This window comes from Alteromonas sp. KUL49 (assembly GCF_006538345.1).
Lineage (GTDB): Bacteria > Pseudomonadota > Gammaproteobacteria > Enterobacterales > Alteromonadaceae > Alteromonas.
Window position 1 is genome coordinate 57,237 of sequence record NZ_BJKL01000002.1, and the last position, 21,690, is coordinate 78,926.

Sequence of the window (21,690 nt, forward strand, 5' to 3'; positions counted from 1 at the left end):
TAGCGTGACGCTTAGCTTTGTGAAGGCTGAGCCGCAACCGCTTGACGGTGTAATATGGCAGAAAACTCTTCCATAAAATTACCGTAGCCAGTTTCTAGTTTTTCTACTTGGTGACTGTATCGGTTGTAAGCAATTACCGCGGGGATCGCTGCAAAAAGCCAATAGCTGTCGCAATAAGTGCCTCGGCGATACCCGGTGCAACCATGGCAAGAGTGGCTTGCTGTACTTCACCGAGTGCGATAAAGGCATTCATGATACCCCATACGGTGCCGAATAGACCGATGTATGGGCTGATGGAGCCTGCTGTGGCTAAAAATGACAAACGGCTTTCTAGGCCTTCAATTTCGCGAGACATAGCAACACGCATTGCACGATAAGTTCCATCAACAATGCCATTGGTACTCGTATTTGATTTTCGTAGACGAACGAACTCTTTAAAACCTGAACAGAAAATACTGCCCATACCGTTAAGCGATTCATTTGCAGTTAACTCTTGATACAAACGATTGAGATCGGCACCCGACCAAAATTTATCTTCAAACTGGCGCATTTCCTCCCTAGCAGACGACAAGGCTCGACTGCGTTGAAAGATGAAGGTCCATGAAGCGATTGAAACGCCAAGTAACGTTAGCATTACGAGTTGAACGATAAAGCTGGCTTCAAGAAAAAGGCCAATAAAAGTAAGATCAGATGACACGCGAAAGTTCCCCTAACAAATTACGTGGTAGCCGTTTTGGCTTCATAGAAGCCAAGTCTACGCAAACAACCTGAATCTCAGCTGAAACCAAGGTTGTTTCTTTTTCATTTTTAATTAATTGTTTAAATGTCATGCTAGCGCCCTTCAATTCTACTATTTGCGACTCAATACACAACATTTCATTGAATCTCGCAGGCGCATAATTATGCATTTCAACGCGTTTGACGACAAAAGCAACAGATTGTTCCATTAATGTGTCTTGTTCAAAGCCAAGACTGCGCAACCACTCAGTTCTTCCGCGCTCCATAAACTTTAAATAGTTCGCGTAGTAAACAATTCCACCAGCGTCGGTATCTTCGTAATAAACTCGCACGTAATGTTGATGCATAACTATTCCGCCATCACTAATAAATGTATCTAAAACAATTCCGTTATTATTTAAAGTAGGTTATCACAAATCTGTAAACATACACCAAACCCTTATAAATAATGGGGTAAAGAATAACCAGCAAGAATTTTAACATTTTATATACACATTACTTTTTCTAATGCAAAAATGTAATTTTACTCAATTGTACGTAAACAAAATCTCCCTATAATACGCTCCATCAGTCATACAGAGCGCAAACGCAAATCGCGGGTGTGCGAGAGTTATACCTCCTGTTAGACATGAGTTCCCTGGATTTATTTCCTTCAACACTTGTTGTTTTTAGCCCACTCGATTTGAGTGGGCTTTTTTTTATCTAAATTTTATTCTTTTATTTGAATGTGCGCAGCTTGCGATTTGGAGGGGGGAGTCGGAGCTGCAAGCAAAACGTCGCAGGCATGGATGCCTGCGCCGAGCCTACATGGATGTATTTATGGCGTTTTTGTGGCAGCTTCGACTCCCCTCTATTAGCTCGCTACTACTGTTTACTTGGTGTAAACCCAAAGTGTGTGTAGGCGCGATTAGAAGCGATGCGGCCTCTTGGCGTACGTTGTAAGAACCCTTGCTGGATTAAAAAGGGTTCGATGACGTCTTCGATGGTTTCTTTTTCTTCACCAATGGCAGCCGCAAGGTTATCCAGTCCCACAGGGCCCCCATCGAATTTTTCGATAATGGCAGTGAGTAGTTTTCTGTCCATGTAATCGAAACCTTCTTTGTCCACGTCAAGCATATCAAGAGCAGCTGCGGCAATATCAGCAGATACCTTGCCATCTGCCTTGATTTCGGCATAGTCGCGAACACGGCGTAGTAACCTGTTGGCAATACGAGGAGTACCGCGAGAACGTCGTGCCACCTCTTGAGCACCTTCCGTGCCCATATCAAGATTTAAGTAATGGGCGCTGCGTTCCACAATACTTGTAAGGTCTTTAACTGAATAAAACTCAAGGCGCTGAACAATACCAAAGCGGTCGCGCAGTGGAGAGGTTAATGATCCTGCGCGTGTTGTTGCACCAACCAAAGTAAACGGTGGTAAATCTAGCTTAATAGAACGCGCAGCAGGCCCCTCACCTATCATTATATCAAGCTGATAGTCTTCCATGGCCGGGTATAAAATCTCTTCAACCACCGGACTTAATCGGTGAATTTCGTCGATGAAAAGCACGTCGTTTTTCTCGAGATTTGTAAGTAAAGCGGCCAAATCTCCCGCTTTTTCCAACACTGGCCCTGAGGTAGTTTTGATATTCACCCCCATTTCATTAGCAACGATGTTGGCTAGGGTGGTTTTACCTAACCCTGGCGGACCAAATATTAAGAGATGATCGAGAGCGTCATCACGATTGCGAGCAGCTTGAATGAATATTTCCATTTGCTCACGAACATGAGGTTGCCCCGTGTAATCCTCTAGCAGGCGAGGACGTATCGCTCTATCGATAACTTCATCTTCAGTGCTAGCTGAAGGGGTAATGAGTCGGTCTGCTTCAATCATTCAGTCATCACTCAACTAAAGCGCGGCTTTTAAGGCTTCGCGAATTAAAGACTCGCTGTCCATATTCTCTTGGTACACACTTTCCACCAATTTACTCGCCTGAGCTGGCTTATAGCCCAGTGCAACCAGCGCACTTTGTGCTTCTTCTCTGGCATCGTTAAGTGCAACGATAGTGTTGTTGTCACCATCGTCAGCCAGTGGCGGTGGCATATCTATCTGTTGATTTTGTCCAAATTTCTTCAGTCTGTCTTTAAGCTCTACCACTAACCTTTCAGCGGTTTTCTTACCAATACCCGGCAAACTGACTAAAGCCGACACATCTTCATTTTGTACGTTGTTTAAAAACTGCGATGCCGACATACCAGACAATATAGCCAAACCCAATTTTGGTCCAACCCCGTTGGCTTTAATCAGTTCGCGAAACAACTCTCTAGATACCTTATCCGTAAAACCAAAGAGTAACTGAGCATCTTCACGAACCACAAAATGGGTATGTACTACCACTTCCTCGCCAACAGCGGGAAGCTCGTAAAAATTAGTCATGGGGAGTTGGACTTCGTACCCTACACCACTTACGTCTACCAAAATTTGCGGCGGTTGTTTTTCTATTAAGGTACCGCGAATACGTCCAATCATATCAATTCTCTACTGCGCTGGGCCAAATGCACCACTATTAATTTTTAGGACTAGGGATGGGTATTAACGCAGACGACCACGCACGGTTTTGCGTGCTTGCCCGGCCATGTTAATCAAGCTTTGTTCAGTGTGTGCGTGGCACAAGGCTACCGCTAACGCGTCGGCAGCGTCTGATTGAGGCGTACCACTTAGATTCAACAAGTGCTTCACCATGTGTTGCACCTGTGTTTTATCCGCGCTTCCTTTACCTACTACAGCCTGCTTGATTTGACGAGCTGAGTACTCAGCCACAGGTAAATTACCTTGTGTTGCAGCCACAATAGCAGCCCCTCTCGCCTGACCTAGCTTGAGCGCTGAGTCTGGGTTTTTCGCCATGAACACTTGTTCTATTGCAAATTGCTCGGGGTTAAACTGACGAATAATGTCACTTATTCCCGTATAAATATTTGCTAAGCGCTCTGGTAATTCTGCCGTTCCTACACGAATACATCCGCTCGCCACGTACACCAGCTTACCTTGCTTACGAGCAATAACACCGTAACCTGTAACCCTAGAACCTGGATCTATACCCAGTATAACCATTATGCCTGGCTCGGTACAAACATTGTTACCGCCTCTCTATTGGTTGAAGACCACAAACGCTCAATGGCTTCGGTTTTAGTGACCCAATGATAAGCAAGGTGTTCGGTGAGTTCGATAGGTAAGTCGCTGTCAATTTGCACAGCAAATACGTGTTCCGTATTGAAGCGTGTGCCCGGCGGGTAACGGTGACGCCAACGTTGGCGTATTTCATATTGGTTGGTAGTGTTGCAGTCGATTATGGAAAAACCAAGCTGCTTGAGGTTAATGCCAGTTTCTTCGAGGACTTCGCGATAGGCGGTGTCAATGGGTTGCTCGCCCTCTTCCATTGCACCTGTAACGGACTGCCAGAAGTTAGGATCGTCATCACGTTGAAGGAGCAATACGTTGTGGTGCTGATCATACAGCACCACAAGTACAGACTCTGGCTTTTTATATACCATGAATTAGTCGGCTTTTTTCACCGTAGCAATAGCCAGTTCTTCTAGCTGTTGTGGGTTTGCTTGACTTGGTGCAGACGTTAATGGACACGCCGCCGTCGTAGTTTTAGGGAACGCCATAACGTCGCGAATAGACGTAGCGCCCGTCATCAACATTACCAAACGGTCTAGACCAAACGCCAAACCGGCATGTGGTGGAGCACCAAAACGAAGAGCATCTAGCAAGAAGCCAAATTTGTTTTTCGCTTCTTCTTCGTCGATTCCCAAAATGCCAAACACCGCTGATTGCATATCTTCATTGTGAATACGCACAGAACCACCGCCCAATTCAACGCCGTTCAATACCATGTCATAGGCGTCTGAAAGGGCACCTACTGGATTTTCTTTCAGCTCTTCTGCCGTTAAACCGCGAGGTGCAGTGAACGGGTGGTGTATAGCGTGTAGCTGCCCGTCAAATTCTTCAAACATTGGGAAATCAACGACCCAAAGCGGCTTCCAATCACCTTCAAGTAATTCGAAATCTTCACCCAACTTAAGGCGTAGCGCCCCCATAGCTTCGGTCACTACCGTCGCTGAATCTGCACCAAATAATAAGATATCTCCGGCTTGTGCACCGGTGCGCTCGATGATTGCATCGCTTACTTCTTGGCTTAAGAACTTGAGGATTGGCGACTGCAAGCCTTCTTGACTGTCCGTTAGCTCGTTAACTTTAATCCACGCCAGACCTTTAGCGCCGTAAATGCCAACAAACTTGGTGTATTCGTCGATTTGCTTACGCGACAAGCTAGCACCACCCGGGACACGAATGGCAGTTACGCGACCTTTTGGATCATTAGCTGGACCAGAGAATACTTTAAAATCTACGTCTTTTAGCAAATCAGCCACATCGGTAAGTTCTAGTGGATTACGTAGGTCTGGCTTATCGCTGCCGAAACGCTTCATGGCTTCAGCGTATGTCATGCGTGGGAAATCACCTAAGTCGACATCAAGCATAGTTTTAAACAAGCTACGGATCATGCCTTCGGTAATCGACATTACACCGTCAGCATCAAGGAACGTTGTTTCAATATCGATTTGGGTAAATTCAGGTTGACGGTCAGCACGTAAATCTTCGTCGCGGAAGCACTTAACGATTTGGTAGTAACGGTCCATACCCGACATCATCAATAACTGTTTAAACAGCTGTGGTGATTGAGGTAATGCAAAGAACTCACCTTTGTGTGTGCGGCTAGGCACTAAGTAGTCACGTGCGCCTTCCGGTGTTGCCTTGGTTAAAATTGGCGTTTCGATATCTAGGAAACCTTCGTCCTCTAGATAACGACGCACCGCACCAGTGACTTTTGCACGGAACTGCAAGCGCTCACTCATCACTGGGCGACGTAAATCCAGGTAGCGATAGCGTAAACGTTGCTCTTCTGAGTTCTCTTGGTTCCAATCAAGTGGAAGTACATCTGACTTATTGATGATTTCAAGGCCTGTACCTAGAATCTCAATCTCACCAGTTTTCATGTCTTTGTTAACTTGACCTTCAGGACGAGCACGTACTTTACCCGTCATTTTTACGCAGAATTCGTTACGAAGGGTATTTGCCACTGAAAGTACTTCAGGTAAATCTGGATCAAACACCACTTGAACAATACCTTCGCGATCGCGCAAATCGATAAAAATAACGCCACCTAAGTCACGACGTTTGTTTACCCAACCACAAAGTGTGATTTCTTGTCCGATGTAAGATGCATCGATATTCCCACAGTAATCTGTGCGCATGGTCCTTGACCCCTGATAAATGTTGCTTTGCATAGTGCTGTAAAACATGGTTTTTATAGCGTTATCCTTTACTTTACAATAGGTAAAAATAAGGTAACCGAGCTACTATGCTTTTTTGGTTTAATATAAAGGCCGCATAGTATAAACAAATGCACCCTAAAGCCCAATGACAAATCAACAGTTTCCTCATTCAAATAACAATGAATCGACTCCTGAATTGCCTGCCGTATTTATGGGCTTACCCATGTGGCAACACGCGTCTTGGCCAAACACTTGGTTAATAGACTGTAAGTCTTCGAAAAACCAGCTCGAGCATTACGCAAAGGAACTCAACAGCATTGAAGGTAATACAAGCTTTTATGCCCTTCCCAGTGACGAAACACTAGAGAAGTGGCAGGCAATGGTACCGGCACACTTTGCGTTTACCTGTAAGATACATAAAGACATTTCTCATAATAAGTTACAGTTCAACGAAGAATTACTCGCAACTCAACTTAGGGGGCTTGAGAAAATTAAAGCTAATCTTGGGCAAGCCATATTGCAGCTACCCGCCCAATTTTCGCCTACGGATTTACCTGCACTCGACAGATTTTTGAGAATACTACCAAGCTGGCTAGACATAGCGGTAGAAGTGAGGCATCTCGCATTCTTTGAAAAAGGTGATGCTGAAATCGCGTTTAATCAGTTGTTAATAGAGCATAGTGCAAACAGGGTGGTAATGGATACTAGAGCGCTGTTCACCGGCCCTGATACCTCAGCAATGGTAACTGAGGTGCGAGGTAAGAAACCCAGAGTGCCTGTGAATGTAATTGCCACTGGCAATAAACCCATGGTGAGATTTGTAGGGAATGACAATGACGAGGATAATCTCGCTTGTTTACGACCATGGATAAAGAAAATACACGCGTGGCGATGCGAGGGTAAACAACCTTTTATGTTCTTTCACCGCCCAGATAACAAAGATGCGCCATGGCTCGCGCAGCAATTTATCAACGCATACAACGTTAGCTACCCCGAGGCAGCATTGCCCGAACTGTCTATTGGTTCAGAACCAGATCAAGGTGCTTTGTTTTAACGCTTTAAACTGAGTTAAACGCCAAGAAAGTCCATATCGAGAACCCGTCGTGGAAAGCATAATGGCACTGACATCAAGTCGTCGATGGGAACCGGTTTACTGAAAAGGAAACCCTGAACACTGTCACACCCATGCTCAGATAAGTACTCCCACTGCGCTTCATTTTCAATACCTTCTGCACATACTTGTAGGGACAAGCGTTTGGCCAAATCAATAATCGAGCCGGTTACTAAGCGGCTTCGCTCTGACTGCTCGATTTCTCTGACAAACTGCTTATCAATTTTTAAAGTATCTATACTAATTTGCGTTAGGTAGCTCAGTGACGAATATCCCGTACCAAAATCATCTAACGCAATGGCGCAGCCCATATTACTAAGGCGCTTGAAGAACTTGTTAGAATTAGCAAAGTTTTCAAGATAGGCCGTTTCTGTGACCTCAAACTCCATATACTCTGGATTGGTGTCGTGGCGTTTAAAAATAGCGTAAATGTTGTCGAACAAATTACTGTTTCGTAGATCGTGAACTGATAGGTTCACCGATACGCGGAACTTGCGCCCCACCCACTGTTTAAGTTCAGGGAGGTCCTGACAAACTTTATTGATAATCCAATGGGTAATGGAGGATATTCTGCCGCCCTGTTCAGCAATCGGAATAAATTCAGAGGGCATTACCATGCCGTATTCAGGATGGTTCCAGCGCAATAACGCCTCCATTCCGATAACTTGCCCACGTTGGTTAATCTTGATTTGGTAGTAAACGCTAAACTCATTGTTGGCTAATCCTTTTTCGATTGCATTTGCCAAGTGAAGTTTGCGCTTGTGAGACTCAACCATATCTGGGGTAAATACTGTATAACTCCCCCGCCCTTTTGCTTTGGAACGGTACATAGCTAAATCAGCGTTACTCATTAACTCGCTGAGGTCATACTCCGCATCTTTGGCTTTTGCGATCCCGGCACTTACACCGACGGTAAGTGATAAGCCTCGTAATTCAAAGGGTTCAGCAAAGGCATGAATCAATCGCGTCGCGAGGTTGTGCAGACTCGCATCATTACTCTCTCTGTCGGGAACCACCAGGAACTCATCGCCCCCTAAACGCGCCACCAGGTCGCCTTCTCTTAAAAGCATTGAAACACGGCTAGCAACTTCAACGAGGATTAGGTCACCCGTTTCATGACCAAGTGAATCATTAATGCCTTTGAAACCGTCGAGATCAAAGAATAACAGCGCAACATCATCGCCATTGCGTTTTGCTCTTGCCAGTTCAAGCTTCATGCTATCGAAAACAAACTGTCTGTTAGGAAGTCCCGTTAAGCTGTCGTAGTTGGCTAACCGTGTCATTATTTCTTGTTGGTCCATTAACGCTTGATTTTGCTCTTGGTTTATTAGCAACTCAACTTCGATGGTTTCTAGCAGGCGATTAATATTATGAGTAAGCCCACCAATTTCATCTCTTTTGGTGTACTTATGACGCAGTGTGTAATCCTTTGCTTGAGTCACTTGCTTAGTAAATGCTGATAAAGCGCCAAGTGGTTTAAGTAACTTGTTCACGGCAAGTAAACACACAATCAGGGTGATAACAAAAACAATAAATACCGGTGAGAAAACATAAAATACCAATGAGAAGAAGTTACTACCCACTGGCGCACGAACGTCGGTGTAGACCTGTACGTAGCCTCTGACAAATGCAGGGCTTCCAATAGGATAATGAGTCACTACAATTTGGCAATCATCGACTACGCCGACAGGAACGTTTTTGGGATCTAGCTCTTGAAAAAATGACTCTTGCAGGCGTTCTGATTCGCGGCCATTTAGTTGCACCACACGGCTGTAGTCTGGTGAATAAATACGTACAGCAATCAGGTTCTCTCGATATGACAAGGTAGAAAGAGCGTTTTCAATAGGTACGTTGTCCCACGTACCTTCATTCACCAGTGGGAAGATCAATTGCGCTATTGTTTCGGAGAAAAAGTCTGACTGCGTTTTAATATTGTCCTGATACAAGCGTTTAGATTCGCTCGCAGCAAATAACAATACGGTGACAACAATCACCAACAACGACATAGAAACAATAAAGCCAATTGGCGCTTTAATTGACCTAAACACCCTGAATTCTCCGATCCTGCTAACTACTTGATACCGAAAAGGTTATGTTTAATTTACCTCAGGAAACGAGAATTTTGGAACACCTTTCTGATATTTACAGCAGTTTTATACCACTTTTGAACAGAGCTTACCTACTCATTTTGCGTTAACAACGTAAAAAATGCGCAATCATCTGTGAAAAGTCTTCAAATTGTTGACTTATTCTTCAGTAGTATTTGAGACGTCGGTAGACAGTATGCAGCTAATTTTTCTGCCGCTATCTTCAAACCAAACTTTAGCACTGAGTGCTTGAATCAGAGACAAACCTCTACCAAAACTTGCTTCCGCACTTTCAAAATCAATAGTGGAATGGTCAAACCCTTCACCGCTATCGGTGACAGAAAGTTCGACTTCTTTTTCTCGGGTCGGCTCTGTAGTTTTACCACTAGCGTAGCGTCGTCTAAGTTGCTGATGCGCTTTTCACGCTCTGTATAATATTCAACGAAACCGTCAGGCGAATGCTTCATTTGAGAGTCCATCCCCAAAATGCCATGCTCTAGGGCGTTGCTAAACATTTCAGACAGCAAGGTAAACAGGGTCGAGCGAACATGGGTGATGCCACTGCACTGCCCAGTCACACTTAAAATACGTTCAAGAACGTCATCTTTTTTAATGTGAGATGCAGAAAGCTTAATAACAATGTCGGAGGGGATATCGTCACTTTCAGAGGTAGGATTAAGTGTTTCAAGTGACTGTGCGGTATATGCAACAATAGTCACGTCATCGTCAAAAGTTTGAGTAGATGAATAGTTAAGCGCTTGGTTGTAAACTCCTTCAAGAGAAATGCTGTTGTTGAGTTCGAACCATTGCTCTATGCCGCTTTCACCCAGCATATTGCCACTTTCATCGTTCACTTCCACCAACCCATCGGTGTACATGACGAGTCTGTCACCGTAGGCCAGTTCAAAGTTATCCACCAAGCAATCAAACTCATCTCTCTCCAATATACCTAGTGCCATATGCTTCGCAGGGTATCGATTGATTTGCCGGGTTTCAGAATGCACCACAAGAGACTGAGGAATACCACCTTGCCACAGTGTTACTCGCTTACCGTCTGATCCTATTTCACCAACAATACCGGCCATAAACATATCGCCCGGTAAAAAGGTCAGTAGAATGTCATTTATCTCAGTAGCAATTTCAGATACCGCCAAACCTTTTAACGACATTTCTTGAAACGCTCTTGTGACGGGTAGCGCACCAATGGCAGACGCCAACCCATGTCCAGTGAAATCGCCGACAATAAAGTAGAGGCCTCCACTTGGGCTTGGTTGACACAAAAACAAATCACCATTAAACGTTTCTGCTGGCGCGAGTACACAATCGAAAAAGGCTTTTATCTCAGGCTGATTTACAATGGCATGGCTAAAGATATGCTCAACAATGGCATGCTCTCGGGCAACTTGCTGTTTGTAAAATCGCAACGCGGTATTTTGCTCTTCGATATGTTTGCTCAATGCTCTTATTTTTTCGTGAGCGCGAATTTTTGCGGTGAGTATGTGTTTGTCAAAAGGTTTAGTGGCGAAGTCGTTCCCTCCAACCTCCAAGCATTTAACCAAACTGTCGTTGTCATCCAAAGCGGTGATGAACAATATGGGTAAGTAACTGCCTTTAGCCATCTCCTTTAACGCAGGAGCCACCTCGAAGCCGGACATACCCGGCATCATAACATCGAGCAGCACCAAATCTGGCTGCTCTCTGTGGGCAATCTCAAGGGCGTCAGCGCCATTTTGCGCCTCGATACAATCTGTGTACCCCGCATCGTTGAGCATGCTCAGTAACATGATGCGGTTAATCGGCTCGTCGTCAACAATCAAAATTTTCATAGCGCGTCTACTACCCATGAGTTACACCACAAGTGAGCCTGCCACTAGCTAATATCGAACTTCTTGTCGAATCGGGATATTTTGAGAATTCTCGCAACGGGAGGACGAGTGTTTTCAATGGTATATTTTAGTGAACGGTCGACTAATGCTTTTTGCATGTTTAAGAGCATGCCAAGTGCCGAGCTATCCATATATTCAGTTTTTGCTAAATCGATAATGATATGCGCGACATTGTGCGGTAAGTCGCTGTATGCATTTCTAAAATCTTCCACTTTACCGAAATCAAACTTTTCGCCAATATCGATGACAAGAACGGATCCGTTGTTTCGATAATGTGTTGATATTTCCATTTGTTTCTCCTTAAAAACCAACATAGCGTAAATAGAGCATTATTTTGCTGTGAAGATCAACTAACTCTAATAGTAGTATACTAGAACAGATTTTTTTTGTGTGCCATGCTACTATGGCCTGATTTTGAAATTCAGGGGTAACAATGCAAGACTGGAAAGACGCGTTGCTGGTATACAGCACTGACGGCGGAAAAATAAAACCTCAGCCTAAAGAAGAAGTGCGTTCCGTATCAAAAGATGGAATAGTTAGGATCCACCGCGAAACCAAAGGCCGCAAAGGCAAAGGCGTATCTATCGTTAAAGGGCTCGATTTGCCCGCTAGCGAGTTGAAGTCGCTTTGTTCTGAACTCAAGAAAAAATGTGGTTGCGGCGGCGCAGTCAAAGAAGGCAATATCGAAGTTCAAACAGACGACAGAGAAAAACTTAAATCTTTGCTAGAAAATAAAAAATTTACCGTAAAACTCGCAGGTAGCTGAGTTTAATGTTCAATTTTAGGTTCATGTAGGCAGTGGTCCACATGGCCCTCATCACTAAAAGAAGAGTCTGAAATGGAAAAGCTGTCGATTTCTGATTTACATATCATTTTGGTTGAACCATCTGATACCCAGAGAAAAATTATCACCACCTTACTACTCAAAGAAAAGGTGAAGGAAATTGACCCAGTGAGTACACTTGCAGAGGCAATATCCGCAGTCAAAGCTCACGGTGCCGACGTAATCGTCAGTGCGATGTATTATGAAGATGGTACAGCCATCGAATTATTAAAATTTATCAAGGAAAACGAAGAGCACAGCTCTATTCCGTTTATGCTGGTTTCTAGTGAAAACCGTCTAAGCAAACTTGAAGAGTTTAAACAGGCGGGTGTGGCTGCAATTTTACCCAAGCCATTCGAACCTGTTCATTTGTCTCGCGCGCTAAATGCAAGCTTAGATTTGATTAATCACGACGAACTCGACCTAGACCTTTTCGACATTCAAGACGTGCGTGTTTTGTTGGTGGATGACAGTAAGCTTGCCAGAAATCACATTCGCCGCGTACTCGAAGGCATGGGGTTACAGCACATCAAAGAAGCTGAAAATGGTGCGATGGCACTGACGTATATTAAAGACGAGCCATTCGACCTAGTGGTTACCGATTACAACATGCCTGAGATGGATGGCCGGGAACTATCAGAGTTTATCGTTTCAATCCAGAAACGACGCATATCCCTATTATTATGGTGACATCCGAGTCTGCTGAAAGCGCCCATATGGCTAATATCCAGCAAACTGGGGTAAATGCATTGTGCGACAAACCATTCGAACCCACAGAAGTGAGAAAAATGCTAGCCGCATTGCTTGGAAACGAGTAAAAACATTGGTCTGAGCTGTAAAAATGGGTTGACACTTAACCGCTCAGCCCATAAAGTCACCAACATGAAAAAAATTACACACCGCGTAGCCCGCTTCTTTTTTGCGTTTACATCCTTTAACTAGGGAGGTAATGCTACGCGCTAAGAAACCTCCCACTGGGAGGTTTTTTTTGCAAAAACAACAAATGGAAATACTATGTCAGACAATGCATTGGACACGGTAAGAGAGCGAATCACATCGCTTGACAGCCAATTGCTCTCGTTACTCGCCGAGCGTAGAACACTAACTAACGAAGTTGCTGAAACCAAGATAAAGCATCATATTCCCGTACGTGACCAAAAACGCGAAGAGCAACTGCTAGTGCGTCTGATTAAAGAAGGTCAAGTGGTTGGCCTAGACCCGCATTACGTAACGCAAATTTTTCATGTCATTATTGAAGACTCGGTACTCAACCAACAAGCCATGCTTGCAGCCCGTGCCAACCCTGGTAGTGCCCTACCACTGAATCGCGTTGCATTTTTAGGGGACAAAGGCTCGTATTCTTATCTAGCTACGCAGAAGTATTTCTCACGCCGCCCAGGTGAACTTTTAGAAATGGGTTGCCAGAGCTTCAGTGAAATCGTGCAAAAAGTTGAAAATGCCGACGCTGATTACGCCGTTCTTCCGATTGAAAACACTACGTCTGGCAGTATTAACGAGGTATACGACCAACTTCAGCACACTCAGCTAAGTATTATCGGTGAACTCACTCATCCTATTCGCCATACCTTGTTAGTGGGCAAAGATACGTCTATTGACAAAATACGTACCCTATATGCTCACCCACAAGTGTTCACACAGTGCAGTCACTTTTTGGCTGAGTTGGGTAATGTTGAAGTAAAAACCATGGACAGTACATCATCGGCCATGCTTACAGTGAGCGAATTACAACGTGACGATGTTGCCGCCATTGGTAGTGAAGCAGGCGGAAATCTTTATGGTTTAACGGCTATTAAGAGCAACTTAGCCAACCAAAAAGAAAACCATAGCCGGTTTATTGTTGTTGCCCGCCAGCCAGTCGTAGTGCCATTACAAGTACCTGCAAAAACTACGCTTGTCATGTCTACTGTGCAGAAACCGGGTGCACTTGTTGAGGCGCTACTGGTATTGCGCGACAACAATATCAATATGACAAAACTTGAGTCTCGCCCTATTCCAGGAAATCAGTGGGAAGAATTGTTCTACATTGACGTTGAAGGTAATGTGGCTGATGGCCCAGTGCAAAAAGCACTGGAGTCGCTGAAAAACATTACTCGCTATATCAAAGTACTAGGTTGCTATCCTAGTGAAGAGATTAGCCCAACCAAGGTTGCCGCCGCTAGCGCATTGGCCGAGTAAAAAGTACAAGCCCCACACTGGCATGTGGGGCTATTCACTTACTTTCTTAATAATTGACCGTCGTCGGCTTTTAACAACAATTGCTTGCTATCGACTAAGCAGGTTTTAGCGTAATCACCAAACCAGTCTCCCACAGTGCGGAATTGCTCGATAAATCCAGCTTTGTTCTGTTCTTCCAGTAAATTGAGAGCCAAACCAAACCGCTCATGGAAACGACGCAACAGGGCAAAGTTATCCGGATTATTAAATATAATATCAGCATACAGCTCTGGCGCCTGAGCAAACAACCTTCCCACCATAGCTAACTCTAATCGATAAATTGGTGAGCTAAACAAGGTAAGGGTATCGAGATCAGGGTTTTCACCACGTAGGTGCTCACCGTACACAAAGGTGTTGAAGTGTCGCATCACCTGAATATAGGCCATCGCTTTGTCATGCTCACTCGCCAAACTTTCGTGAATCGTCGCGCCCCAGATAGTCATTTGCTTAATTAACCACTCGTAGGCACTCGTGTCACGCCCATGAGTCACTACAACCACCTGCTTAATCATACCTGGAGCATCTGGACCAAACATTGGATGTAGCCCCACTACAGGCCCGCTGTGTACGGCCATCATGGCATCAAGAGGTTTAGCTTTAATACTGGTAATATCAGCCAATACACAATGCTCAGGCAGCATAGTCAGCTGGCTAATAACACTCTCGGTAATATTGATAGGCACGGCCACAATAACCAAATCTGCGCTACTCAGTGTGATCTCTGCCGAACCGCTATCCCAATCATCTTTCTCGACCACTGAGACCTGATAACCGCTACGCTCAAAAAGACTGACAAAGACTTTACCCAGCGCACCTTGGCCGCCCACCACTACAACATTACTAATGTCGGGATTAACACATCGATATTGATTGTTTTGGGAATGATAAGACTCGCGCATCATTCTGCGCAGCAAATCTTCAACGAGTTCTGGAGATAAACCCACTGCCTGCGCTTGGGCACGGCGCGCTGAAATGAGAGACTTTTCTCGTTCTGGAACGTACACCGGCATACCTGCTGAGGCTTTTACCTTGCCGATTTGCGTAGTGACTTTGGTGCGCTTAACTAATAAATCGACGAGCTGAGAGTCCAGCTCGTCGATTTCATCGCGCAATGATGCTAATTCTTGCGAATATTCGGCCATGTTGGTTTCCTTCTAACAACAGCACAGCCGATTGTCAGTATTAGGCTGCGTCCGTTCGCTTATTTTGACGTAAGGGTAACACAGTAATAAGCTTTTCTCTGGTTTGCTCAATTAAGGTTTCTGTAGTTTCCCAGTCAATACAACCGTCGGTAATAGAAATACCGTATTCTAACTCTTCTGGCTTCTTGCCGTCAGCTTTCTGATTACCCGCATTTAAGTGACTTTCCAACATAACGCCGATAATCGACTGATTGCCCTCTAGGATTTGATTAACAACGTTCTGTGCAACCAATGGCTGACGACGGTAATCCTTAGCTGAGTTCGCATGGCTACAATCAACGACTAACGCGGCGTTCAGCCCAGCGTCTTGAAGCTCTTGCTCACACTCTGAAACACAGACAGAATCATAATTAGGCTGCTTACCGCCACGAAGAATAATATGACCGTCTGGGTTACCACTAGTGGCAATAACGCTCACTTGGCCTTGCTTGTTAATTCCCATAAAACGGTGACCAGAGGCCGCAGACTTAAGTGCATTAATCGCAATACCCAAGCTGCCATCAGTACCATTCTTGAAACCGACAGGCATAGACAAACCACTCGCCATTTCGCGGTGAGTTTGTGATTCAGACGTTCGTGCACCAATAGCAGACCAGCTAAACAACTCAGCAAGGTACTGAGGGCTGATTGGGTCAAGAGCTTCTGTCGCAACAGGAAGCTCAAGTTCAGCCAACCAAATCAATAATTCCCGTGCTTTTCTCAAGCCAGCTTCAATATCGAACGAGCCATCGATATGTGGGTCATTAATAAGCCCTTTCCAACCCGTGGTAGTACGTGGTTTTTCAAAATACACACGCATAACGATGAACAAGGTGTCTTTACAAGACTCGTGAAGCTCTTTTAGTTTAAGCGCATAAGCTTTAGCAGCCTCAACGTCGTGAATAGAACACGGGCCACAGACCACTAGCAAGCGGTGATCTTTACGATGAATAATGTCAGAAATAATGTTTCTTGATTCAGCAATAGCTTGCAAAGCACGCTCTGATACGGGTAACTCAGCACTTAATGCTTCAGGTGTGATAAGAATATCTTCTCCACTTACGTGAAGATTATTAACGGTGTCCTTTATCATGATGTTCTCTTGGATATATAAACGAAAAAACGGAAACGTCATAAGAGATAGCGATAAGAAAGCACCTTACCGTAAACTTTTATGTACAACTTAATTTTATTATTTTAATAATATGTTTGACTTTTTACCAAAACAGAAAAATTAAACAACCATTACCCCATAATTGTTTGATCTAAGGCATATCTTAATCTCTGCTTTGTCTGTCACTGACCTCTCAATAGCCACAAGAGAACATTTTTTAACCAGTGGTAAATCTAGTAATATTGCTTACCGTAGAGTGTTCATCAACACCGCCACATTGGACAAATAGCAACCAACTTAGCGCCCATTAGCTAAAATATGTAACGCTTACTAACTACCTTTACATTAAGTCATGCGTACACTTTTTACCCTATTTTTAACAAATTCCCATCAGCACAACTTGTTAGACCGGATTCAGTAAAGTAGACTTTCAAAGTATAAACATAAGTATCTTGTTGAATTAGATCAGCTCGATACAATAATTCAACTGATAGATTTGTTTAGATCATAAAGGGACGCCCATGAAGAACACGTTTAAAACAGTAGCTTTAATCGCAACAGTGCTTATGGCATTTACTGCATCAGCTAACTCTGCTGACGGTAAAGATCGCCGTATCGACTTAGTTAATGATACCAGCGTAACAATGACTGAATTTTACGCGTCTAACATCGACTCAGACAGCTGGGAAGAAGATATCTTAGACGGAGACTATTTGCGTCCTGGCAAAAAATTTGAAATCAACATCGACGACGGCACAGGTTACTGTCTGTTCGACCTAAAAGCAGTTTTTGCTGATGGCGATGTAGTGACTGAAAACGATTTTAACGTGTGTGTTGAAACACGCTGGCGTATATACAATAGCAACTAGTCCGCTGCTTTAGTGGTGAGTTCTTAAAAGGCCAGCAATTTTGCTGGCCTTTTTGTTAACGCTAATTACTGGTCTAGCGATTTTGACTTGCGATTCAGTCTCATTAATAGGAGTAACGCCGAACCGTACAACAAAAAAGAATTTGGTGTTGCAACAGCGGAGACACTCTGCAACGTAACGCTGAGAGACTCTCTTCCTCCTTCATCCCAATCGAGAATACTTCCACTACAACCTCCGTTGCCGAAATAAATTTCGAAACCAGCTCCAACAGACTCAGGAAGAGAACCGCTGCACCCCAAAGATTCAGTAAACAAATAACCATTTGGATTTGTTACTAACAATTCTCTACCTGAGCCGTATCCCTGTAATTCGCCAATAGATAAATAGTCCAAATAGTGTTCAGGGTGATCTGGGTCAAACCTAGCATTTATCTGCTGAGTTTCTAGATCAAAAAACAGTCTAGTTCTCGGGAATGCCGTTTCGTTATTTAACACATATCCTTCAAGAGCTACCCCATTAGGGTCGGTAACTTGAAAAAATAAATCTAACATTTCAGTAGGAGCTAAAAACTGACCGTGATCTATCGAATCATCGTAGGTAAAATATCCGGTTGCGGTATAGCCATTAATCCCTGCCCAATCCAAATTATAGCGAATAACTTCAGACTGAGCGGAAAATGAAAGAATGATGGTAAGAAGAGATATTAATTTTTTAAACATCGAGTAAATCCTTTTGTAGAGAGTTATTTTTATGGTGCAATCCCTACAACCCTCTGGGTACTCCTGCACCCGTCACTATAAAACCATACTGATCTTAATAGCGTCAATACCAGCTAACTATTAACCGTCACGCTTAACCCCAAACAAATAAACAAAATACACACTAAGCTCAATACCCAGATTACGTAGTCACGACGAGAGAGCAAGATTTGTGTCGTGATTAATGCGCCTACTGGAGCAACAAAAAGATAGGTGTAAATAAAATTTTGGAACGATTGGGAAAGACTCAATCCTATACCTTCCCAAATAGAATCGTATTGCAGAATCTCAATGAGGTCAGAAACAAAAAAGAACGCAGAAAACACCAAGCCGAGTTCAAAATACAATAATACTTCTGCTCTCCCCTTCGGATTAAAGGGCATCATAAACAACCCAAAAATAGGACGTATCGCTATCAACCAAATATTACCAGGATCAACACTGTAGTAATAAAGGCGCAGTCTATGGATCCATCGCGTTAAGCTGGAGATAACCGGAATAGTCGCTGCCATTTTCCAACGCACCACGGTGAGTGAAGCAAGCAAAAAGATGAAGAGAATGATGCATGGTTGATAAGTGCCAGTGGGTGTGGAGATAGTGCCGAGAATGAAGCCCGTTAAACTAAGCAAAAACAAACTGCCGTAAACTCTCACTTTAGAGCTTCGCTTAGCTCTCCAAGCAGGCGGTTCGTTAATGTTAAGCTCGACTTTGGGTGGCAAAAAAGCCAAGCTCAACGGAGGCTCTCCAGCCTCTAGCCGACGCTGTTCTTCTATATTGTGATTACTTACCATTTTCTTAATGAAAAAAAGGTCGATAAACCACCACAGTCCACCTCCACCACCAGTGAGGAACATTAGAGCACCCGTAATGGTTTTACCCAAGTAAAAACGATGCACACCAAACACACCAAGGACGAGCCCCAGTGCAAATGCCACCGAAAAGTATTTGTGCTTTGGATGATACAGCTCATCTATAACACTTTTAGAAAAATCTGGGTCAGCTGAGAATGCGTTCATAGGTCGCGTAACTTTTGGTGCGGATCAAGGTAGAACATCTTTTTCCATCCCTTAACTACCAAGCTGAGTCACGTGCAGGAGTTCGCCAACCGGCCCCCACAAATAGAAAACTTTTCCCCATGCTTCTTGTTGAACGGGCGTAATTTTTGTTTTGTGCTGTGAGTTTGAACACAATTCATGGGCATCGTAAATATCAGCGACGCATATTTGCAGCATGAAGTTTTTCGCAAGATCTTCATTATAAAACCGCTGAAGAAAGAAGAGACAGTCGCCGTTTTCGAATAGCGTAAGGTCGTCAGAGACGTATTCTGGTGTAAAACCAATTTCAGAATAAAACGATTGTGATATCTCGTAATCCTTGCTGGGAACAAAGGTTTTGATATCTATGACATGCATGCGACTTTCCTGTAGCTATTTTCCTTTTACTACTCTTAACACATGCGCTTATCAACTTCCAACAAAGACATTGAAATTAAAAAGGCTCAGAGTAACTATGCGCGCTGATTAAGTGATCCTGCTCCTATTAATTTTTATCGAAAAGTTGCTCGACAAGCATTTGATGAGCGGGCCTATCCTCTTCGAGTAACCAGCTTTGATAATAGTCTTTAATTTTGCCTGCTCTCTCCACTGTCAATACGTGATTAATTTCATCAATTAACTGCATGCCAAACGCAGACTTGGAGCAACCAATATATCCCACTAGAAAGTCATCCGCACCTTCAATACTATAGCTCACAGAGTTACTGTTTATCGCAGAATTAGGTTTTTGAAAAAACCTATTTTCGACCGCTAAGCCCAAGAACCCATCTAATCTCATGGACCTCTCTAGCATGCCTGACAATCCAGAGTAATGGTCAATAGCTGTTCTAAAAATGAGATTATCTTGGCTAGATGGCAGGTTTAAAGCTTCATCTATTCCGCCCCCGTACATAGCACCACTACTAACCCCTAAAACAAATGTTTCACTAGCGAGCAAGCGCGCTAGATCCACCTTGCCATTTGGGGAAAGATAATTGGTCATCAGTGATTTATGACTCGGTTGGGCAAAGAGCTTATTAGACGAGACAATGTAAGCTGGCATGCTAAAAGCGACAAACTCCTCTCGCTCTTCCGACCGCAACAAAGCAGCGTGACATACATTGTCATTTGCCTTTATCTCAATAAGACTTCTCTTGTAGTTTGCAAGAACCCTTACATGATTGTACTGTGGCAGTGCGTCTATTAGCAGTTGCATTGCAAGGTCAGCGTAACCAGTGTTTACGTGCTCTCCGTGGGAAATATGGGCCGGAGGCATCTCGGAATACAGCCAATAGACTGACTGTCGAGACTCGGCGAGCAAGTTGAGTGAAGTACAACATGACAGGAGCAAAATGACACATCGTAACATCGTAAACCTCGGGCCGTCATTCCATGACTACACTGTTTTAATTCAACACAACACCGAGTTTAGTCTAAAAAATTGCCGCCTGACGAGTTAGCGTTATCCGAAAGCGAAGATTTATACTAATGTTGAACAGAGTAGTTGCTAAACAAACACGCCCACTATGATAATCGCTACAGCAGCTACACAACTTGTAGTGATACCCGTCGTTTTGTCTCTTAACCAACCTGACATTCCAATACTCGCCAACAATGAAAACAAACCAAGCGCCATTGATAGACCGCTGATAATTCTTGCACCTTGGAGAGTGACAAACCCAGCTTCCAACGCTTCTTGTGTGGCTTGTAAACCATTGACTAACGCAACGGAAGAAGTCGCACACACGACAAAACTACAGGCGGAAATTGCTGAAAGTACAACAACCCAGTTTGCCATTTTTTTGTTGGGGTCAATGACTAGGATGGCAGCTAAAAATGTTGCTGAAAAGCCGCCCAGAAACGCAGAAAGCAAAATAAGCTGTTCAGTAATAACCAATAGTTGCTCGTTACTCATGATTCCTATCCAAGTTAACGTTTTCTTTAATAGTTTTCGATGCTAAGTCTTATCGAACTCGTAACATGTTTGGTCTAGTCGATAGCTTCACACTCCAACGCGGGTTCTTCCCATATATCTTCAACCTTATGTTCGAACTTATGAATAAGTTCTCCAGAAGAAAACTCGTAAACCATCGCTTGGTGCTCAAACCCAATGACTCCCTGTGAAGAGTCTTGTTCGTCACATCTGATAGGCTCTCTTTCGGTCAAACGAATACTTATTGAATCGCTGAGCCAAGTAGCTTTAACGGGATACTCCTTCTCTCCAAAAAACAATTCTGGATCGACAGAGGGAGGATTTCTGGAACATGCTCCTTTAACAAGCTCGGTAAGATAGAGTTGGTTGTCAATGACTTCCCATGTGCCCTTGTAACCACGCCAGTTTGCCGAACACCAGCCCTCTAACTGCAACATTGCTAAGATCTCATCAAATCCGTACAACTTCTCTAGAGGGCTTGCTCCAAAAGGCATAACCTCTATTTCATACTCTACGCCATCAACGATAAAAACATCGTTAATTTGTTCTGTGGAATTTACAGATAATGAGGCAGCGAGCAGCAACGCAAATACATACTTTTTCATG

The 21,690-nt window shown here is 43.8% G+C and carries 21 protein-coding genes and 2 pseudogenes; 5 read left to right on the forward strand and 18 right to left on the reverse strand.

What is annotated here, in order from left to right:
- Nucleotides 1–11 precede the first annotated feature (11 nt).
- From tolQ to aspS, 7 genes and pseudogenes are all read right to left on the reverse strand, one after another.
- Nucleotides 12–697 (reverse strand): annotated as a pseudogene (gene tolQ / locus EYS00_RS03440) (protein TolQ).
- Nucleotides 687–1,085 (reverse strand): tol-pal system-associated acyl-CoA thioesterase, encoded by a 399-nt coding sequence (gene ybgC / locus EYS00_RS03445; protein ID WP_130635176.1) that lies wholly within the window; start codon nt 1,083–1,085, stop codon nt 687–689. The pseudogene tolQ and the gene ybgC overlap by 11 nt, the downstream one beginning before the upstream one ends.
- Before the next feature lie 517 nt (nt 1,086–1,602).
- Nucleotides 1,603–2,610: a Holliday junction branch migration DNA helicase RuvB gene (ruvB, locus tag EYS00_RS03450; RefSeq protein ID WP_130635177.1), complete on the reverse strand. Its 1,008-nt coding sequence runs from the start codon at nt 2,608–2,610 to the stop codon at nt 1,603–1,605.
- 15 nt (nt 2,611–2,625) lie between these two features.
- Nucleotides 2,626–3,246, reverse strand: a complete 621-nt coding sequence (gene ruvA, locus EYS00_RS03455) for a Holliday junction branch migration protein RuvA (RefSeq protein WP_130635178.1) — start codon at nt 3,244–3,246, stop codon at nt 2,626–2,628.
- A gap of 63 nt (nt 3,247–3,309) precedes the next feature.
- Nucleotides 3,310–3,828, reverse strand: coding sequence for a crossover junction endodeoxyribonuclease RuvC (gene ruvC, locus EYS00_RS03460; protein WP_130635179.1), 519 nt, complete (start codon nt 3,826–3,828; stop codon nt 3,310–3,312).
- The gene (gene nudB, locus EYS00_RS03465) at nt 3,828–4,268 is read right to left on the reverse strand and encodes a dihydroneopterin triphosphate diphosphatase (RefSeq protein ID WP_130635180.1); all 441 of its coding nucleotides are present in this window, start codon (nt 4,266–4,268) and stop codon (nt 3,828–3,830) included. Before nudB ends, ruvC begins: the two co-directional genes overlap by 1 nt.
- A 3-nt stretch (nt 4,269–4,271) precedes the next feature.
- Nucleotides 4,272–6,032, reverse strand: a complete 1,761-nt coding sequence (gene aspS / locus EYS00_RS03470) for an aspartate--tRNA ligase (RefSeq protein ID WP_130635181.1) — start codon at nt 6,030–6,032, stop codon at nt 4,272–4,274.
- Between the two features lie 166 nt (nt 6,033–6,198).
- On the opposite strand from aspS, the gene EYS00_RS03475 reads away from it, so the two are divergent.
- Nucleotides 6,199–7,107, forward strand: coding sequence for a DUF72 domain-containing protein (locus EYS00_RS03475; RefSeq protein WP_242618639.1), 909 nt, complete (start codon nt 6,199–6,201; stop codon nt 7,105–7,107).
- Nucleotides 7,108–7,121: 14 nt separating this feature from the next.
- Here the strand turns inward: EYS00_RS03475 and EYS00_RS03480 are convergent, their stop codons facing one another.
- The 3 genes from EYS00_RS03480 to EYS00_RS03490 all read right to left on the reverse strand — a co-directional run bounded on the left by EYS00_RS03480 (nt 7,122) and on the right by EYS00_RS03490 (nt 11,427).
- Complete coding sequence (locus EYS00_RS03480) at nt 7,122–9,212, reverse strand: bifunctional diguanylate cyclase/phosphodiesterase (RefSeq protein WP_130635182.1); 2,091 nt, start codon at nt 9,210–9,212, stop codon at nt 7,122–7,124.
- 293 nt (nt 9,213–9,505) lie between these two features.
- On the reverse strand, nt 9,506–11,077 hold the full coding sequence (locus EYS00_RS03485) for a PP2C family protein-serine/threonine phosphatase (protein ID WP_242618640.1): 1,572 nt from the start codon (nt 11,075–11,077) through the stop codon (nt 9,506–9,508).
- 44 nt (nt 11,078–11,121) lie between these two features.
- Entirely contained in the window at nt 11,122–11,427 is a 306-nt protein-coding gene (locus EYS00_RS03490) for an STAS domain-containing protein (RefSeq protein WP_130635183.1), read from the reverse strand.
- Nucleotides 11,428–11,570: 143 nt separating this feature from the next.
- Between EYS00_RS03490 and yciH the strand changes: the two genes are divergently transcribed.
- The 3 genes and pseudogenes from yciH (at nt 11,571) to pheA (ending at nt 14,156) form a co-directional block, all read left to right on the forward strand.
- Entirely contained in the window at nt 11,571–11,903 is a 333-nt protein-coding gene (gene yciH / locus EYS00_RS03495; protein WP_130635184.1) for a stress response translation initiation inhibitor YciH, read from the forward strand.
- A 72-nt stretch (nt 11,904–11,975) separates the two neighbouring features.
- A pseudogene (locus EYS00_RS03500) lies at nt 11,976–12,778 on the forward strand (response regulator).
- Between the two features lie 196 nt (nt 12,779–12,974).
- The gene (gene pheA, locus EYS00_RS03505; protein ID WP_130635185.1) at nt 12,975–14,156 is read left to right on the forward strand and encodes a prephenate dehydratase; all 1,182 of its coding nucleotides are present in this window, start codon (nt 12,975–12,977) and stop codon (nt 14,154–14,156) included.
- A 38-nt stretch (nt 14,157–14,194) separates the two neighbouring features.
- Here the strand turns inward: pheA and tyrA are convergent, their stop codons facing one another.
- Together tyrA and EYS00_RS03515 are read right to left on the reverse strand one after the other, a co-directional pair.
- Nucleotides 14,195–15,337, reverse strand: a complete 1,143-nt coding sequence (gene tyrA, locus EYS00_RS03510) for a bifunctional chorismate mutase/prephenate dehydrogenase (protein WP_130635186.1) — start codon at nt 15,335–15,337, stop codon at nt 14,195–14,197.
- A gap of 40 nt (nt 15,338–15,377) precedes the next feature.
- Nucleotides 15,378–16,469 (reverse strand): 3-deoxy-7-phosphoheptulonate synthase, encoded by a 1,092-nt coding sequence (locus EYS00_RS03515; protein WP_130635187.1) that lies wholly within the window; start codon nt 16,467–16,469, stop codon nt 15,378–15,380.
- A gap of 542 nt (nt 16,470–17,011) precedes the next feature.
- Here EYS00_RS03515 and EYS00_RS03520 point away from each other — a divergent pair.
- The gene (locus EYS00_RS03520; RefSeq protein WP_130635188.1) at nt 17,012–17,359 is read left to right on the forward strand and encodes a hypothetical protein; all 348 of its coding nucleotides are present in this window, start codon (nt 17,012–17,014) and stop codon (nt 17,357–17,359) included.
- Between the two features lie 65 nt (nt 17,360–17,424).
- Here EYS00_RS03520 and EYS00_RS03525 read toward each other — a convergent pair whose 3' ends face one another.
- The 6 genes from EYS00_RS03525 to EYS00_RS03550 form a co-directional block, all read right to left on the reverse strand.
- On the reverse strand, nt 17,425–18,078 hold the full coding sequence (locus EYS00_RS03525) for a hypothetical protein (RefSeq protein ID WP_130635189.1): 654 nt from the start codon (nt 18,076–18,078) through the stop codon (nt 17,425–17,427).
- Between the two features lie 113 nt (nt 18,079–18,191).
- A complete protein-coding gene (locus EYS00_RS03530) occupies nt 18,192–19,133 on the reverse strand; it encodes a TM2 domain-containing protein (RefSeq protein ID WP_130635190.1) in 942 nt (313 codons plus the stop codon).
- Nucleotides 19,134–19,184: 51 nt separating this feature from the next.
- Nucleotides 19,185–19,529, reverse strand: coding sequence for a lactoylglutathione lyase (locus tag EYS00_RS03535; protein ID WP_130635191.1), 345 nt, complete (start codon nt 19,527–19,529; stop codon nt 19,185–19,187).
- A 127-nt stretch (nt 19,530–19,656) separates the two neighbouring features.
- Complete coding sequence (locus EYS00_RS03540) at nt 19,657–20,520, reverse strand: hypothetical protein (protein ID WP_130635192.1); 864 nt, start codon at nt 20,518–20,520, stop codon at nt 19,657–19,659.
- A gap of 138 nt (nt 20,521–20,658) precedes the next feature.
- Nucleotides 20,659–21,066, reverse strand: a complete 408-nt coding sequence (locus EYS00_RS03545) for a hypothetical protein (protein WP_130635193.1) — start codon at nt 21,064–21,066, stop codon at nt 20,659–20,661.
- 74 nt (nt 21,067–21,140) lie between these two features.
- Nucleotides 21,141–21,689 (reverse strand): hypothetical protein, encoded by a 549-nt coding sequence (locus EYS00_RS03550; protein WP_130635194.1) that lies wholly within the window; start codon nt 21,687–21,689, stop codon nt 21,141–21,143.
- Nucleotide 21,690 lies beyond the last annotated feature (1 nt).

Excerpts from the sequence above, each read along its gene's own strand:
- EYS00_RS03550 (WP_130635194.1), bottom strand. The coding sequence starts at position 21,689 with ATGAAAAAGTATGTATTTGCGTTGCTGCTCGCTGCCTCATTATCTGTA.
- tyrA (WP_130635186.1), bottom strand. The coding sequence starts at position 15,337 with ATGGCCGAATATTCGCAAGAATTAGCATCATTGCGCGATGAAATCGAC.
- EYS00_RS03540 (WP_130635192.1), bottom strand. The coding sequence starts at position 20,520 with ATGTTACGATGTGTCATTTTGCTCCTGTCATGTTGTACTTCACTCAAC.
- EYS00_RS03475 (WP_242618639.1), top strand. The coding sequence starts at position 6,199 with ATGACAAATCAACAGTTTCCTCATTCAAATAACAATGAATCGACTCCT.
- ruvB (WP_130635177.1), bottom strand. The coding sequence starts at position 2,610 with ATGATTGAAGCAGACCGACTCATTACCCCTTCAGCTAGCACTGAAGAT.
- ybgC (WP_130635176.1), bottom strand. The coding sequence starts at position 1,085 with ATGCATCAACATTACGTGCGAGTTTATTACGAAGATACCGACGCTGGT.
- EYS00_RS03520 (WP_130635188.1), top strand. The coding sequence starts at position 17,012 with ATGAAGAACACGTTTAAAACAGTAGCTTTAATCGCAACAGTGCTTATG.
- EYS00_RS03490 (WP_130635183.1), bottom strand. The coding sequence starts at position 11,427 with ATGGAAATATCAACACATTATCGAAACAACGGATCCGTTCTTGTCATC.
- EYS00_RS03535 (WP_130635191.1), bottom strand. The coding sequence starts at position 19,529 with ATGCATGTCATAGATATCAAAACCTTTGTTCCCAGCAAGGATTACGAG.
- EYS00_RS03515 (WP_130635187.1), bottom strand. The coding sequence starts at position 16,469 with ATGATAAAGGACACCGTTAATAATCTTCACGTAAGTGGAGAAGATATT.
- ruvC (WP_130635179.1), bottom strand. The coding sequence starts at position 3,828 with ATGGTTATACTGGGTATAGATCCAGGTTCTAGGGTTACAGGTTACGGT.
- EYS00_RS03485 (WP_242618640.1), bottom strand. The coding sequence starts at position 11,077 with ATGAAAATTTTGATTGTTGACGACGAGCCGATTAACCGCATCATGTTA.
- ruvA (WP_130635178.1), bottom strand. The coding sequence starts at position 3,246 with ATGATTGGACGTATTCGCGGTACCTTAATAGAAAAACAACCGCCGCAA.
- yciH (WP_130635184.1), top strand. The coding sequence starts at position 11,571 with ATGCAAGACTGGAAAGACGCGTTGCTGGTATACAGCACTGACGGCGGA.
- aspS (WP_130635181.1), bottom strand. The coding sequence starts at position 6,032 with ATGCGCACAGATTACTGTGGGAATATCGATGCATCTTACATCGGACAA.
- nudB (WP_130635180.1), bottom strand. The coding sequence starts at position 4,268 with ATGGTATATAAAAAGCCAGAGTCTGTACTTGTGGTGCTGTATGATCAG.
- EYS00_RS03545 (WP_130635193.1), bottom strand. The coding sequence starts at position 21,066 with ATGAGTAACGAGCAACTATTGGTTATTACTGAACAGCTTATTTTGCTT.
- EYS00_RS03530 (WP_130635190.1), bottom strand. The coding sequence starts at position 19,133 with ATGAACGCATTCTCAGCTGACCCAGATTTTTCTAAAAGTGTTATAGAT.
- EYS00_RS03525 (WP_130635189.1), bottom strand. The coding sequence starts at position 18,078 with ATGTTTAAAAAATTAATATCTCTTCTTACCATCATTCTTTCATTTTCC.
- pheA (WP_130635185.1), top strand. The coding sequence starts at position 12,975 with ATGTCAGACAATGCATTGGACACGGTAAGAGAGCGAATCACATCGCTT.